Here is a 15,184-nt window from a genome sequence, read left to right as displayed (position 1 = left end):
GACTGGGCTTATCCATCACCACTCACAACAAACAGCGGAGACATTATGCGGTTGACAGGTAAAACGGCCATCGTCACGGGTGGCGGCTCGGGTTTCGGCGAAGGCATCGCGAAGACCTACGCGCGCGAAGGCGCGAACGTCGTGGTCAACGATCTGAACGGCCCCGCCGCCGAGCGCGTCGCGAGCGAAATTGCGCTGGCCGGCGGCAAGGCAATCGCCGTCGCGGGCAACGTCGCGCAACGCGAGGACTGGCAGAAGCTGCGTGAAGCGGCGCTCGAAGACTTCGGCAGCGTGCAGATCGTCGTCAACAATGCGGGCACCACGCATCGCAACAAGCCTGTGCTCGAAGTCACCGAAGCGGAGTTCGACCGCGTGTACGCGGTGAACGTCAAAAGCATCTACTGGAGCGTGCAGGAATTCGTGCCGTATTTCCGCGAGCAAGGCGGCGGCAGCTTCATCAACATTGCGTCGACGGCGGGCGTGCGGCCGCGCCCGGGACTCGTCTGGTACAACGGCAGCAAGGGCGCGGTGATCATCGCGAGCAAATCGCTTGCCGTGGAGTTGGGCCCGGACAGGATTCGCGTGAACTGCGTGAATCCGGTGATCGGCGAAACGGCGCTGCTGTCCGAGTTCATGGGCGTTGAAGATACACCTGAGAACCGTCAGCGCTTTCTCGCCGGTATTCCGCTCGGGCGCTTTTCGACGCCGCAGGATATTGCCAACGCCGCGCTCTATCTGGCTTCGGACGAAGCGGAGTTCATCACCGGCGTGTGTCTCGAAGTGGATGGTGGGCGCTGCGTGTAGAGCTTGTGTTTGGCGTTGGCGTTGGCGTTGGCGTTGGCGTTGGCGTTGGCGTTGGCGTTGGCGTTGGCGTTGGCGTTGGCGTTGGCGCTGCATTCGGCTTCAGCTTTCGTCGTCGCAGCGCCGCTGACGGCGTTCGCGGACGCGCCTTGAGCAAGCGCCGTTCACGCGCGGCGCTTGACGGGCTCAGTGTTTTCCCCCGGTATCTATTTGCCGTGCGAGCCGCGCCGCACGGCTAGAATCGATCGACGCGGCACTTCAATTCCACAAGAAGAGAGGAGACACCATGGCTAGTCCCGCAAATCCGCTCCACCATCCCGGCGCGGGTGCGCCGCCTTCCACTTTCGAAGAGGCGACCTATCGCAAGGTCAACTGGCGGCTCGCGCCGCTCCTGATGCTCTGCTATGTGGTCGCGTATCTGGACCGCGTGAACGTCGGCTTTGCGAAGCTGCAAATGACGAGCGACCTCGGCTTGAGCGATGCGGTTTATGGCTTTGGCGCGGGCATTTTCTTCGTCGGCTATTTTTTCTTCGAGATCCCAAGCAATGTGATCCTGCACAAGGTGGGCGCGCGAGTGTGGATCGCGCGGATCATGGTGTCGTGGGGCGTGATCTCGATGCTGACCATGTTCGTCACCACGCCGACCATGTTCTACGTGATGCGCTTTCTGCTCGGCGTCGCGGAAGCGGGCTTCTTTCCCGGCATCATTCTGTATCTCACCTACTGGTATCCGTCGCACCGGCGCGGTCGGATGACGACATGGTTCATGACGGCTATTGCGCTGTCGGGCGTGATCGGCGGGCCGGTGTCGGGCTACATTCTCAAGACGTTCAACGGCATGAACGGCTGGCACGGCTGGCAGTGGCTTTTCTTGCTGGAGGGGATACCGTCGGTGCTCGTCGGCATACTGGTGTTCGTCGCGCTCGACGACCGCATTGCGAAAGCGAAGTGGCTCACGAAAGAGGAAAAGGAACTACTCGAGCGCCACGTTTCCGCAGAGGAAGCCACCAAGCACGACATGCCGATCCGTCAGGTGCTGACGAGTGGCCGCGTGCTGATGTTGAGCTTCACTTACTTCTCGTTCGTGATGGGACTGTATGGCGTGAGCTTCTGGCTGCCGACTATTATCAAGGCGACCGGTGTGACCGATGCGTTCGCGATCGGTTTGTTGTCCGCGATTCCGTTCGCGGCGGCGGTGGTCGCAATGGTGTTCGTTGCGCGAAGTGCGGACCGTACGCGTGAACGGCGCTGGCATATTGCATTGCCTGCTTTTGCTGGGGCGATTGGTTTGGTGCTGTCGGTTGTTTGGGCGCAGAACACGCTGCTTGCGATGGCTTCTCTTACGCTTGCGACTATGGGCATTCTCACTACCTTGCCTTTGTTCTGGAGTTTGCCTACGGCGATTCTCGCGGGGACGGGCGCGGCGGCCGGGATCGCGATGATCAATTCGATTGGGAATCTTGCGGGGTTTTTGAGTCCGTATGCTGTCGGGTGGTTGAAGCAGGCGACTGCTGCTAATGATTCAGGGATGTATATGCTTGCGGCGTTTATGGTGCTTGGCGGGTTGCTGGCGATTAGTGTGCCGGCGAAGATGGTTAATAGATGAGTTGAAGTGGGTTGCTGATAGTGAAGCCCTGGCGGTGATTTGCTGCCGGGGCTTTGTGTTTTTGGCGGGAGTCGCGGGCTGGAGAGAGAGAGTGGTCGGTTGGGGTGGGGTGGCGACAAGGGCGAGGGAGCGGTCGGTCGACATCGGCAACTACATCGTCGACGATTCTCGCCGCCGACCGAGCTGGCATCAACAGACCATTACGATGGCGCCGGTTTGCATGCCTTCCGTCTTCGTATAAGCGCCGCCAACTCCGGCTCGGGAGCGCCGCTATTTGATGCCGATTGCCGTCGAGTTGAAGTCGCCGGGAATGTGACGTTTGGACGCCCCATCCACCAGGGGAGCTGCCGTTGATGTGGCCGCCCGATCGCCGCCCGAAACGGGTTGCAAGCGGCCGTTGCTATATCGGACCATCACCGCATACCGCGCGCCGATGCGGCGGATCCCCTAAGAATCCCACTCTGCCCAAGCCGAGTCGTGCAGCACCTCCCAGTCACAGTCACCCCGCCAGACTGCCGACAAATTGCTTGATCTCCTCCAGAACGGATTGCTGATCGCCCGCGAAGGGCCAGTGATCGGCGCCGTCGAGCTCGACGAATCGCGCCTGCGCGATGTGGCTCGCGAGATGCCGGGCGGCGCCGATGCGAACAGCGCGGTCGTCGTGACGATGCAGCACCAAGGTCGGCACGGAAATTCGGCCCAACAGATGCCGCACATCCATGTCGCGCAACGACTCGAGCACTCCCTTGATGGCTCCTGGGCTCGAGGCGGCGCGAAGCAGGCCTGCCCACCAGGCTCTCGCCTGAGGATCGCCGGACAGGCTCGGCGCGAATGTCTCAATGCCTGCAGGGCCGCCCCAGCCCGCGACGAGCTGCTGCAGCCACACGTCATACTGACCCGCTTGAAGTGCGTGAGGATAGTCGTGCGTTGCCGTTCCCTTCGCCAACGAGGCGACCAGAATGAGACCGGCAACGCGGTTGGGGTGATCCACGGCAAACTTGATGCATGCTGGCCCACCCTCCGACGCGCCGAACAACACGACCTTTTCGCTGCCTGCGGCGTCCAGCACGGTGCCGATGTCCTGCGCGGTCGCGTCGACGTTGGGATTGAACCCGACCCGATCGGAAAGCCCGACGCCGCGACGATCGAGCAGGATGAGACGGCCCATCCCGGCGAGAGAAGACAGGAACGCCCGGCACCGGGGCTCCTCCCACACCCGTTCGACGTGAGACACGAAACCGGGCAGCACCAGAACATCAATGCGGCCGGCGCCGTAAGTCTGAAATGCGAGATGGACGCCGCCACTGCTGACGTAGCGCGTCGACGGCGGATCCTCGATGGGTAACGTTGCAGCGGCATCAAGCAGCGCGCGGGTCTCGGATTCGGGGGCCGCATTCAGCTCGTCGCGAAGGCGCTGCGTCAGAGCCTCGAGGTGCCGCTGGGCCGTGGCCCGGTCGCCCGCGAGCAGAAGGTTGCGGATGAGGTGCCGGCCGTACACTTCGCTGAACGGATCGAGCTCGATAAGACGGCCGGCGTGCGCGGCCGCGGCCGCGTAGTCGCCCGCCGCATTCTTGTCGTGCACCACTCGCTCGAGTGCTTGAATCACCCGGCCGCGCAAGGCCTCCCGGCGAAAAAAAGCCCACTCGTCAAACTGCGGGCAGTCGCCCGGCGAAAAACCCTCGAGAAAGTCGCCGGGATAATGGCGGCACGCCCGCTCGAACTCGCCGCGGTCGCAGGCTTGCTCAAACAGTTGGGAATCCACCTGCAGAGTGATCGCTGCCGACCATCTAACGGTGGACCGATCTATGGTAAGAGCGTCGTCGCCGAGTGCGTGCTGGAGGCGATGCAACAGACGCCGTAGCCGCGCCCGTACGACCTCTTCATAGCCTTCGGGCCACAACATGGTGGCAAGGACGTCGCGCCCAACAGAACCCTCCGCTTCGGCCAGGTAGACCAACAGAGCGAGGCCCTTGCGCAAAGGCAGCCGGCACAGCCGGTGATCCCGACGGATCTCCGGAAATCCAAGCGTCCGCACGCTGAACAGAGCCATGGCGAGGCGACCCTCATTGACGGCGTCCAAGGGACGCTCAGGGGACGAACCAATCCTACCATTCGCTGCAAATGAGGGTCGCGGGACTTATTGCGACGGATCGAACTGGAGGATTGCCATGAAGAAACTTGGTGAACACGCGATTGTGATCGGCGCCAGCATGAGCGGGCTGCTGGCTGCCCGCGTACTGTCGGATTTCTATACCCTCGTCACCGTGCTCGAACGCGACGCGTTTCCGGACGCAGACGCGCCGCGCAAAGGTGTGCCACAAGGCCGTCATACCCATGGGCTCCTTGCGCGCGGCAGCGCGGTACTCGAGGAATTCTTCCCCGGATATAACAGCGAGGTCGTTGCGCAAAGCGGCGGCTTGATCGGTGATGTCGCCAACGATGTGATCTGGATAGGCCACAACGTCAGGCTTGCTAACAGCGCGAGCGACCTGATCGGTCTGCTTGCAAGCCGTCCCGTGCTCGAAGGCCATCTACGCCGACGGCTCATGAAGTTGCCGAACGTGCGCGCCATCGAAAATTGCGCGGTGCGGGGTCTTGCGACGGATCCCGCTCGCAGGAGCGTGACCGGTGTGCGCACGTATGCCGAGGGCAAGGCGGAAGAGACCATCAACGCGGACCTTGTCGTCGATGCGACTGGCCGTGGCTCTTCCAGTGCGGCGTGGCTGGAAGAGTTGGGCTACCAACCTCCCGCCGAGGAGAAGGTCGAGATCGGCATCAGTTACATGACTCGTACTTATCGACGCCGATCTACTGATCTCGATGGCAAGCACGGTATCGTCGTCGCCGGTAGTGCGCCGGACTGGCGCAACGGCGTCATGCTCGCGCAGGAAAGCGACAGCTGGATCGTCAGTGCCGGCGGTTATCTTGGCGACGATGCGCCCGACAACGACGAAGGCTTTCTCGCGTATCTTGCGACGTTGCCGACCATGGAGATTCACGACGTTGTCGCAAGGGCGGAGCCTCTAACCGATTACAGGCGCTACCGCTACGTCTCCAACCTGCGTCGGCGGTACGAGAAGCTCGCACGTTTCCCCGAGAATTTCCTGGTTTTCGGTGATGCCATCTGCAGCTTCAATCCTGTCTACGGGCAGGGCATGACGGTCGCGGCAGAGGAAGCGCTTGCGTTACAGCGGTGCCTGCGGGCGGGTTCGAACGATCTTGCGCGTCGATTCTTCGGGGCGGCCGCGAAGATCGTCGATATTCCGTGGGACATTGCGGTTGGCAACGACCTCCGCCATCCACGAGTCAAGGGCGCCCGCCCGCTGATGCTGCGTTTCATCAACTGGTACATCGGCAAGCTTCACCTCGCCGCGAAACGCGACAGCACGCTGGCGACAGCGTTTCTGGAGGTCGTCAACCTCATGATGCCGCCGTCGTCGCTGCTCAGCCCCGCAGTCGCCTGGCGGGTCTGGCAGGGCAACTGGAGGCCTGTGCTACCGGTTCCCTCGACTGCAATCGAAGCAGCGAGGCGGAATCGCGCATCGTCATGACGGGGCATCACGGTGTTGGCCGGCGGAGGCGGGATCGCGTCGATATCTGCGATCACGGTTAACTAGTCGAACTGGACCAAGTCCTTAAAGATCAGTCGACCCCAGCTGTTCCCGCGCGCCTGGACAAGCAGCCCGCCTTCCGAAAGCCCGCCGAGTCTGATCGGGGCGAAACCAAGCTTGTCCGCAAGCGCGCCAATCTCCGCTGCGGCGCCGTCATCGTCAATGCCGTTGCGTGCAAGCGCCTTTGCAAGTACTTGGCCGTTCTTGCCGAAGCCGACAATTGCGTAGCTCATATTTTCTCCTTTGATTCACCACGCCCTACGGGCTCCGGATACCGAATGGAGTGGCCGGCCGGGCGTGGTGCGTCAGATTTGCGCCAGGCCGCCGTCGACGGCGACCTCGCTGGCGGTCATGAAACTGCTGTCCTGCGACGCGAGAAACGCAGCCACCGCCCCGATCTCCGCCGGATCGGCCATGCGCTGGAGCGGGTTCATCGAGGCGAAGACCTTCATGCCCTCCTCGCCCAGCGCCTCTTTCGCGAGCTCGGTCGCCGTCGGCCCAGGCGACAGTACGTTCACGCGGATGCCAGTACCCTTCAGGTCCTCCGCCCAGGTCCGCGCGAGGTTGCGCACTGCGGCCTTGCTCGCGCTATAGGCACTGAATGCCGGGGCGCCCGTGGTGCCGGCGCTCGATCCGGTCAGGATGATCGAACCGCCTCGGCCCATCAGCGGCAACGCCTTCTGGATAGTGAAGATCGAGCCTTCCACGTTGGTATTGAAGATATCGTCAATGTGCTCGGCGGTGATCTTGCCGAGCGGAAGCGGGCTTCCGGCCCCGGCATTGGCGAAAACGATATCGAGGGTTCCTCGCTCGGCCTTCACAGCTGCGTAAAGCCGGTCGAGGTCGGCCTCGTCGGAGACCGAGCCCTTCACCGCGCGGGCATTGGGCCCGAGGTCGGCGACAGCGGCGTCGAGCGCTTCCTGTCGGCGGCCGAAGATGAAGACGAAGGCGCCCTCTTCGATGAAACGCTGTGCCGCGGCGCGGCCGATGCCGGTAGCGCCGCCGGTGATCACGGCGGTCTTTCCATTCAGTCTGGTCATGTCATGGATCCTTTGTTGGCGTTGCACAAGTATCCAGACCTGATTACATTAGGACAAGTATGCACTTTTTGGTAAGTACCAAGACATGACGACTCCCTCTCCAATTTGCGACACCGGCTGTGGGCTCAACGCTACGCTGCGCATCATCTCCGGCAAGTGGAAACCGCTGATCCTGTTTTTTCTGCGCGACGGCCCGAAGCGCTACGGCGAGCTCAAGCGCTTGACGCAAGGCGTCAGCGACAAGGTGCTGATCCAGCAGTTGAAGGATCTGGAGGCCGATCGGGTGCTAGCGCGAACCGACTACAAGGAGGTGCCGCCGCGTGTCGATTACTCGCTGACTCCGCTCGGCCGCAGCCTGGCCAACGCGATCGTCCCGCTGTGCACATGGGGAACCGAGAATGCGGCGGAAATGGCAAGCATCTTCGCGAAGCGCGACGCCTCGGGACAACCATCGCCGTGATTGCATATCGACCGTGCGCTTTGGGTTGGTTTGGTGCGCTCGCCAATTTATTTCGGAACGAGGAAGGTCACGATGAGACGGGCGCCCCAATCGTGTGGACCCGAATTGGGGCTAGCGGCCCAATAGCGGACGCCACCGCCAATATTGATCGGCTGCCCCTGACCTTGATGAGCTTCGAGACAGTTGCGTTCAGCGGCGTTGACCATCGCCTGCGCGTCCAGTCGTATGTCGACTCGGTATTCACGCCAAACGTCCAGGCATCCTTGGTCGTGTAGTTGAGAAAGGGCTGAAGGAATGTCGAACTCACGCCATTGCGGCTTTCGTCGCCAGCAAATGACCAGATATGGTTGGCCAGGCGCTTTTCCGTCTACAAGAAGGATTCGATAGGCAGGATTGAAAGAAACCAGACCCCCAGGCGGCGAAACCAGGTCGTGTTGGGCTCCGTGTCATAGCGCACTTCCATTCCATTATCCCGCTTCAGCCAGTAGAGTCTGCCGTCGGCATCGAGGCGCGTCATATAGGCGACCCGTGGTACGAGTGACACGAAGATGGATTCGATCCGGCTCGCAAGTGGTCCACTGTCTATAACGAAGCCTAACTCGGTATTCAGGTGGGCCGACCGTTGATTGAAATTGAATGACCCAACGAAGACGCGGCTGCTGTCCACTACGAAGGTCTTTGCATGCAGGCTCGACCCCGAGCTGCCGAATGTGCCGGCATGCTCCTCGCTTTTGTGTTCGACGCCGGGCAATCGTCGCAATTCGTACAGTTCCACCCCCGACTGGAGCAATTCGACACGACGGGTCATATAACCTGAATGAACCGCTGTCACGTCGGTGGCTTCAAGTGAATTGGTTAGCACTCGCACGGCGACTCCCCGACGAGCGAGGCCGGTGAAATATGCCGTTCCGGCCACGCCCGGAACGAAATACGGAGACACCAGATCCAGTTCATGCATCGGGTCGCCGAGAGTCTCGCGAAACTGATGTACGACGCTCGTCTCAGACGGCGCCTGGCCCAAAACTTTCGCCGGGTCGTCGCTGACCATCTGCGTTCTCGCCCATTCCAGCGATAGCGTGCCATCGAGCAGTTGCTGCACGATCGGCGCATCACGCATGGCTTCCAGGTAGGCGGCGGCCGTTGAATCACTTTCGATCGCACGGGCTTTCCGGTTCAGTTCATCCGGCTCGTCAGCGCCGGCACGGCGGACGATAAGGTCGACCGGATATGACGACTCACTTGCCCAATAACGGTCGAATTCATCGGCGACATCAATTGAAATCGTGCCTATAGCCAGTACATCGAGATCGGCGAAGACAATCCCGTCGGTGGCGCCGAAGTACTCGTCGCCGATATTGCGTCCGCCGACGATTGTTGCGGCGCCGTCGGCGGTGAATGACTTGTTATGCATGCGACGGTTGGTACGCGAAAAATCCGTCAGGAAGCCGATGAACTTCGGACTGCGGATGACGAACGGGTTGAACAACCGGACCTCGACATTCGGATGTGTCTGAAGCGCGGCCAGCGTGTCATCGAGCGATGAAGAACCGTGGTCGTCCAGCAGCAGGCGCACTCGTACGCCACGATCAGCGGCCGCACGCAGTGCATCGAGCAGGAGCGTGCCCGTGCGATCGTTTCGCCAGATGTAATATTGGACGTCCAGCGTACGCTCAGCCATGCGGGCCAGTTCCATGCGCGCAGCGAAGGCTGCACGCGGATCCGCCAACGGATAGATACCGGCCATACCGTGGTGAGCCGCCAGGTCGTGAGCGGCCGACCGCCCAAGCGTCGTGGTCCGCGCCTCTGCGGCGCTTATTGCCACCGATGGCGTGCGGCTTTCAAGCGGTGGCAGCGCGCAGCCGGACAGCGCGGCCGCGCAGACCGCAATCGATGCAACGACAATAGCCGATCTTTTCAGGAGGTCGGGTGCAACGTATCTCAGCGTTGGCATGGCTTAACCGGGCTCTGCGAACAATCAAAGGGTTCGCCTCAGGTTGCTCTCCAGGATGCTTTCCGCGCCACGCCGTCAGCTGTTTCTCGCAAGCGTGCGTGAAGCGTAGTCTAAGCCGAACCGGTCTCGGCGTGACCGTGTGACGACGCAACGGGCGATGGGAATTGCAGCACCGAATAGCGGCGCACGTGTTCCGCCAGGCGTAAAGCCTCGTCGCGTGCCGCGAAGCCCGGATCGTTCGACTGTTGTCTTTCCGGGTTACATGCGAATTTTGAGCGGAATCGCGATGTCCGAACATTGGGAATCGCTCCCAATGTCCGGTCTCTTATGCCTTCGATGAAGCACGGTCCGATACCTTGTCGTACCAGGCTTGTAATGCATCGAATGCAGTGGGAATGTTCATCTTCATACCGCCCGCCACAAAGTCAACGGTCACCAGCGTTGTGATGTCAGCCGCCGAGAACGATTCCCTGGCACGAAGGGAACCGTCTTCAGGCGCTCGTTGAAGTCAGCGAAAAAGTTGGCCACGCGCAGTTTGCTGCGCTCGACGATCTCCGGAATCTGCTCGTAAGCATGCGGGCCCGACAACGCACGCCCCTGCAGTCCGGCGGCCGCGTTTCGCACGCCTTCCATCACGGCCGCAAATCCGACGAGTTCTGCGCGCCGCTCCCACATCGCGATGAGCGCTTTGTCTTGCACAGTGGTACCCAGCAATGCACGCTCTCCGGGTAGCGCTTCCTCGATGTAGCGCCAGATTGCAGGGACTTCGCCGATCGCTGTGCCATTCTCCAATATAAGCGTCGGCACCTGCCCGCGCGGGTTGATAGCGACATATGCATCGGAGAAGCGGTCTCTCGCTCCAAGAGACTGTTCATTGCGGTCACACCTGATGCCGCACGAGTGAGCTTGCCATGACGTGCAATCTTGCCATTCCGTGCCGCTATCTCCGCATGATGTTCGGCGCTCAGTCCGGCGCGCATCTCTTCGTTACATTGACGATTGCCTTCCGCGCTCCCGACGACTTTTGTGCGTCGCTCGCGCGGTTTCCGGCGAGAGAACCAGGTTCACGCCTGCGCCTGAAAAACCAGGTTGAACGGCGTTTGCGTTGCACGCCTGAAGCGCGTGAAGCCGCCAGCAGTCACGACTTCTCTGAGCCGCGCTTCGCCCGCCTGAGCGCCGAGCGCTCTTCTGCCTTCCTGTGATAACGATGCGCCTGTGCAAATCATCGTTGACGCGGAATAGAACACCCGTCCGACAGGATTGATATTGTCTTCGAGGCGGTCATTCGCAAACGGTTCCACGATCATCCACGATCCATTGGGTCGCAGCGTTTGCAGGACGTGTGCTGCTGCGCCCGTCGGGTCGCCCATATCGTGCAGGCAATCGAAGAAGGCGACGAGGTCGTAGTCCTTCCCCGGATATTGCTGCGCGGTCGCGACTTCGAACGTGACCCGGTCGCCGAGGCCCGCGCCGTCGGCGAGTTCACGTGCTCTTTGCACGGACGGTTCGTGATAATCGAAGCCGACGAAAGCAGCGTTTGGGTATGCCTGAGCCATCAGTATCGTGGATGCGCCGTGGCCACAGCCAACATCCGCGACTTTCGCGCCGCGCCCCATGAGAATCTCTTGTACTCCGTCGAGCGCGGGGATCCATTCATCGACAAGATGCGCTGCATAGCCCGGACGAAAGAATCGTTCAGTACCCCGGAACAGCGATGGATGATGCTGATGCCAACCGACGCCCAAACCCGTGCGAAACGCGGCTTCGAGTTTCGGCAAGCTGCGGAACATTGCTTCAGCGCAGTCGCAGAAGCCGGGGATAAAAGTCGGGCTCGTTTCTTCGGCAAAGCACATCGCCATTTCATTGGCGAGCTGATAGCGGGCGGTCGAAGGATCATAGTCAATGAAACCGGATGCAGCTTGCGCGGCGAGCCATTCGCGCACGTATCGTTCGGCGAGACCGGCGCGTTCGGCGACCTGCTCCGAGGTCATCCAGCCCTGCTCGGTCATCGCTTTATAGAGGCCGAGCCGGTCGCCGAGCGCGATCAGCGGCGCGCACGCCACAGCGCCGAACTCTCCAACCATCCGCCCCATGAAGTCTTCCACTTTCTGTTGGTCGTATTGCATGTGCCACCTCACGCTACGAAGGCAGAATACATCTGACGAAAAAGGGCTGTCGTTCCTTGTAGCAGGTTAACGTTGCCCATGAAGAGTATAGGTAGGCAATAGCAGAATGAAACGACAATGCATGGCGCTGTTGCGTCGCCGGCGCCAACGCAAGACGCGCCACCAGTCGTCTCAGGTAACCGGGCATTTAAGAGAGGTACCGGCGTGGCGTGAGGAGAACTTTACGGGGCATTTAAAATCCGGCGAAGTCCGGCCGGAAGTGATAAGCGCTATTCCCGTAAAGATTACCAACGACGCTCGACGTGTTCCGACACGCTAGACTTCCGCCTTAACACATGTCAGCCACTATACGGACTTCACGGTCCCTCAACGAGAAGCAGCGGCATGGACCGGATGGCAGCAATGGAAACGTACGTCAGCGTCGTGGAGGCGGGCTCTTTCTCGGCGGCCGCCAAGCGACTCAAACCCGGGCAACCGGCAGTCTCGAAGACTATCGCGCAACTCGAAGAGCGATTCGCGTACGACTCCTTTTTGCGCTCGACACGCGGTCTGACGCCCCTCGGCCGTGTACATGTTGTCGGCAAGAACGATAGAGCCCGGGCGCAGCAGGCGCTCAGTTTGCTTGAACAGATCCAGGTAGGTGTTGGCCCACACGTCGATAAACACCATATCGAAAGTGCCTTCCAGTTCGGAAACGGTCCGGGATGCATCGCCTTCCCGAAGGTCAACATAAGCATCTACGCCCGCCGCTTTGACGTTGGCCTGAAGATGTGCGCACTTAACCGCGTCGGATTCAGTCGCGTTCGTGAAGCCGCCGCAGAAGAACTGTGCTTGACGACACCATGTGCGCTCCGTGACGAGACCTGTAGTGTTGATGAAGCATGCAGCGACTGCCCGCTACCTGGCAGCCTGCGATGTCGTAACGCCATCAGCAAAGACGTTTGACGCTATGCAGTTCTGGCGAGCTTGATCGCACCTTCAGGACACGCGGTCACGCAAAGACCGCACGACCGGCAGGCGTCCGCGTTCGGCGTGTAGGCGACTTTCATTCCATACACGCGTAGCTTAAGGCGATGCATCAAACCGAGACTCAGATAAGCGACCTCGTCGATGCGCCGGATCTCAAACACGTTCTCGGGGCAGACATCCAGGCAATCGCCCTTACCTTCGCAACGGTTCAGGTCGACGAGTGGCGCAATCACGCCCCAGAGTCAAGTTCAGTTACGATTTACCTCGAAACGTTTTTTGCGCGCACTAACGACCACGCCTTCGACGGCGAACCACTGCAAAAACGGCCTCTTCACGAGATTGGGCCACAACACCTTCGTTTAGCGACGCGGTAAATCACGACGAACTCTGTACGTTAACCTTGCTCATGATGCATCTGAAAGGCGGATCAGGCCTCAATAGAGCAGGAATAACTGGCGGGATCGACGAACATGACGACGACCAACTCAACCTTGCGCAAGCTGAAAGAAGCGGCCAAGTCGATGCTCCCTGCGCCATTGTTTTTGAGCCTGTTGCATCACAAATACATTGGCCGTTATCCGAATCTGCTCCGCCCGACGACATTCAACGAGAAGATCCTGCAGAAAAGCCTGCGGCCCGACCCGTGGTTGACGGAGTTGACCGACAAGCTGACGGTCAGGGATTATGTTGCGAAAAAGCTGGGCGAAAGCCATCTGATACCGTTGCTTGCCGCCCCCGAGACCTTCACGAAAGAGGTATTCGATGCATTGCCGGACTCGTTCGTGATGAAGGCGAATCACGGCAGCAGTTATGTCAAAGTGGTCAGGAACAAATCGGCAACCTCGTTTGAGGCGCTGCAGGAGCTCGCGAACTACTGGTTGTCCCTCGACTTCTACAAGATCGCTCGGGAAAAACACTATCGTCCCATCAAGCCGCGTATCTTCTTCGAGCAGTTGCTACTCGATGAGAGCGGCAACGTTCCGCCCGACTATAAGCTGCAGTGCTTTGGTGCCAAATCCGGTCGGCTCGTCCTCTATATTCTCGTGGTCTCGACCAGATTCGGCGCGGATACGCGCGGCGATCTGTTCGACGTCGATTAGAACCACCAGAACGTAGCCATGGGCGAGTACAAACCCAGTGAAAAGCCGCCGCCTCGCCCGGACAATCTCGACGCGATTGTGGACGCTGCGGTAAAACTCTCCGCAGACTTCGACTATGTCCGGGTGGACCTTTATTCGCCCAATAACCAGATTTATTTCGGCGAACTTACTTTCACGCCAGGCGCGGGCGTGCTGCCATTCATGCCGGACAGAATCGACTACGAGTGGGGAAGCCTGATACCGGACGCTTACCTGACGATAAGGCCGTGTCTAACAGTAGCTTCGCCTGCCACAACGTAGTTTCTGCCGGCACTTTTTTCCCGCAGGTGCATTCATTGCTCGCGGCTCCGCCCGGCTCTGCTCGGCGCTGATCTCTGGGTGCAGAAGCCGAATCGAGCTAAGTTGGCGAACGGGAGCTGCTGTCGCCAGCACTCCTTTTACCGTAAACGAGAGTGGTGAAACGATATGCAAAGAATGACAATCGTGATCTGCAATTACAACCACGGTCGCTTTCTGGCCGACGCAATTGACTCATCTCTTTCTCAGGACTACGCAGAAACACGTGTTCTGGTGATCGACGACGGGTCGACGGACGGCTCACGCCAAATCATAGAAAGTTACGGCAAGCGCATTGAAGCGCTCTATAAGCAGAACGGTGGCCAGGTTTCCGCCTATAACGATGCAATCAATATGATCGACACGGAATTCGTGATCATGCTCGACTCCGACGATCTCCTCTATAAGGGCGCGGTGTCCGGGGTCATGCGAGCGTTTGAGGCCGGCGACTTCGCGAAGGTACAGTTCCGCCTCGACATTGTCGATTCAGCGGGCAAGCCATTGGGTACGTACGTACCTCATTCCGCGGCCCCAATCGACTGCGGCAGTCTGCTGCGCCGGGGCTGGCATATCCGTCACCGCCAGCATCAGGCAACGCATACCGGACACGCGCATTACAGCAGATTTTTCCTGTGCCAGAAGCAAGCACTAATCGCTACGGCGCCGACTTCTACGCGATCTACGGCATCGCATTGCTGGGAGCCATCGCAACGATTCCGAAGTCGCTCGGTGCGTATCGGGTGCATCGCACTGGAGACACGGGCCCTGATTTCGCGAACTCCTCCAGCAACGATAAGGCGCCCAAGGCGCTGCCAAAGCGTTGGGCGATTCTTCGGCAGATGGCGCGCTCGCGGCTGGGCGTAGAGCTTCCACCATCGTTCCACGACTTTTCGCTCGAAAAAGCCCATTTTTGCTCTGCTGTTTATCACGCTCCGTTCACCAAGCGCTGGCGATGGCTCAGCCGGCAGCCGCATGGCTATTTCGGCTCAATAGTCGCCAATCCGTTCTGGAGCTACAAGAAGAAGATAGGCACGCTCGCACTGTCCAGTCTTTGCCTGCTGCCGTACTCGCCACTTTCAGATTTCGCGGTTCGCTATATTTCCAACCCGCTCGCGAGACGTCGCCTTTAGTCATCCGTAACGTGTGCCATGCTCCAGGCTGATCTGTCATTTAGACTGCGGAGG

Annotated in this window: 10 protein-coding genes and 5 pseudogenes; 7 read left to right on the top strand and 8 right to left on the bottom strand. The window is 60.1% G+C overall.

Features of this window, described 5'->3' with window-relative positions; genetic code table 11:
- The first annotated feature begins 45 nt into the window (after nt 1-45).
- On the top strand, nt 46-804 hold the full coding sequence (locus tag RW095_RS39865; RefSeq protein WP_027775630.1) for an SDR family oxidoreductase: 759 nt from the start codon (nt 46-48) through the stop codon (nt 802-804).
- A gap of 283 nt (nt 805-1,087) precedes the next feature.
- On the top strand, nt 1,088-2,407 hold the full coding sequence (locus RW095_RS39860; protein WP_128585652.1) for an MFS transporter: 1,320 nt from the start codon (nt 1,088-1,090) through the stop codon (nt 2,405-2,407).
- Nucleotides 2,408-2,906: 499 nt separating this feature from the next.
- Here RW095_RS39860 and RW095_RS39855 read toward each other — a convergent pair whose 3' ends face one another.
- The gene (locus tag RW095_RS39855; RefSeq protein ID WP_317022843.1) at nt 2,907-4,457 is read right to left on the bottom strand and encodes an alpha/beta fold hydrolase; all 1,551 of its coding nucleotides are present in this window, start codon (nt 4,455-4,457) and stop codon (nt 2,907-2,909) included.
- Between the two features lie 118 nt (nt 4,458-4,575).
- Between RW095_RS39855 and RW095_RS39850 the strand changes: the two genes are divergently transcribed.
- Nucleotides 4,576-5,958: an FAD-dependent oxidoreductase gene (locus tag RW095_RS39850; protein WP_317021068.1), complete on the top strand. Its 1,383-nt coding sequence runs from the start codon at nt 4,576-4,578 to the stop codon at nt 5,956-5,958.
- 62 nt (nt 5,959-6,020) lie between these two features.
- On the opposite strand, the pseudogene RW095_RS39845 reads toward RW095_RS39850, so the two are convergent.
- Both RW095_RS39845 and RW095_RS39840 read right to left on the bottom strand, forming a co-directional pair.
- Nucleotides 6,021-6,179 (bottom strand): annotated as a pseudogene (locus RW095_RS39845) (NADP oxidoreductase coenzyme); the annotation flags it as partial.
- Between the two features lie 144 nt (nt 6,180-6,323).
- A complete protein-coding gene (locus tag RW095_RS39840; RefSeq protein WP_317021067.1) occupies nt 6,324-7,058 on the bottom strand; it encodes an SDR family NAD(P)-dependent oxidoreductase in 735 nt (244 codons plus the stop codon).
- 85 nt (nt 7,059-7,143) lie between these two features.
- On the opposite strand from RW095_RS39840, the gene RW095_RS39835 reads away from it, so the two are divergent.
- Nucleotides 7,144-7,518, top strand: coding sequence for a winged helix-turn-helix transcriptional regulator (locus RW095_RS39835; RefSeq protein ID WP_317021066.1), 375 nt, complete (start codon nt 7,144-7,146; stop codon nt 7,516-7,518).
- Nucleotides 7,519-7,885: 367 nt separating this feature from the next.
- Here the strand turns inward: RW095_RS39835 and RW095_RS39830 are convergent, their stop codons facing one another.
- From RW095_RS39830 to RW095_RS39820, 3 genes are all read right to left on the bottom strand, one after another.
- Nucleotides 7,886-9,469: a phospholipase D family protein gene (locus RW095_RS39830; protein WP_317021065.1), complete on the bottom strand. Its 1,584-nt coding sequence runs from the start codon at nt 9,467-9,469 to the stop codon at nt 7,886-7,888.
- Nucleotides 9,470-9,901: 432 nt separating this feature from the next.
- Nucleotides 9,902-10,183 carry a glutathione S-transferase family protein gene (locus RW095_RS39825; RefSeq protein WP_317022862.1) on the bottom strand — a complete coding sequence of 94 codons (282 nt, stop codon included), beginning with the start codon at nt 10,181-10,183 and terminating at the stop codon, nt 9,902-9,904.
- Nucleotides 10,184-10,533: 350 nt separating this feature from the next.
- Entirely contained in the window at nt 10,534-11,595 is a 1,062-nt protein-coding gene (locus RW095_RS39820; protein WP_317021064.1) for a class I SAM-dependent methyltransferase, read from the bottom strand.
- A 384-nt stretch (nt 11,596-11,979) separates the two neighbouring features.
- Here RW095_RS39820 and RW095_RS39815 point away from each other — a divergent pair.
- Nucleotides 11,980-12,153, top strand: a pseudogene (locus RW095_RS39815) (helix-turn-helix domain-containing protein); the annotation flags it as partial.
- On the opposite strand, the pseudogene RW095_RS39810 reads toward RW095_RS39815, so the two are convergent.
- Both RW095_RS39810 and RW095_RS39805 read right to left on the bottom strand, forming a co-directional pair.
- Nucleotides 12,154-12,408, bottom strand: a pseudogene (locus RW095_RS39810) (O-methyltransferase); the annotation flags it as partial.
- Between the two features lie 134 nt (nt 12,409-12,542).
- Complete coding sequence (locus tag RW095_RS39805; RefSeq protein WP_317021063.1) at nt 12,543-12,797, bottom strand: 4Fe-4S dicluster domain-containing protein; 255 nt, start codon at nt 12,795-12,797, stop codon at nt 12,543-12,545.
- A 237-nt stretch (nt 12,798-13,034) separates the two neighbouring features.
- On the opposite strand from RW095_RS39805, the pseudogene RW095_RS39800 reads away from it, so the two are divergent.
- Together RW095_RS39800 and RW095_RS39795 are read left to right on the top strand one after the other, a co-directional pair.
- A pseudogene (locus RW095_RS39800) lies at nt 13,035-13,964 on the top strand (ATP-grasp fold amidoligase family protein).
- A gap of 165 nt (nt 13,965-14,129) precedes the next feature.
- Nucleotides 14,130-15,130, top strand: a pseudogene (locus RW095_RS39795) (glycosyltransferase family 2 protein).
- Nucleotides 15,131-15,184 lie beyond the last annotated feature (54 nt).

This window comes from Paraburkholderia kirstenboschensis (genome assembly GCF_032806925.1).
Classification (GTDB): Bacteria; Pseudomonadota; Gammaproteobacteria; order Burkholderiales; family Burkholderiaceae; genus Paraburkholderia; species Paraburkholderia kirstenboschensis.
Note: the sequence above shows the minus strand (reverse complement) of the source record. Positions and strands in the feature narration are given on the sequence as shown.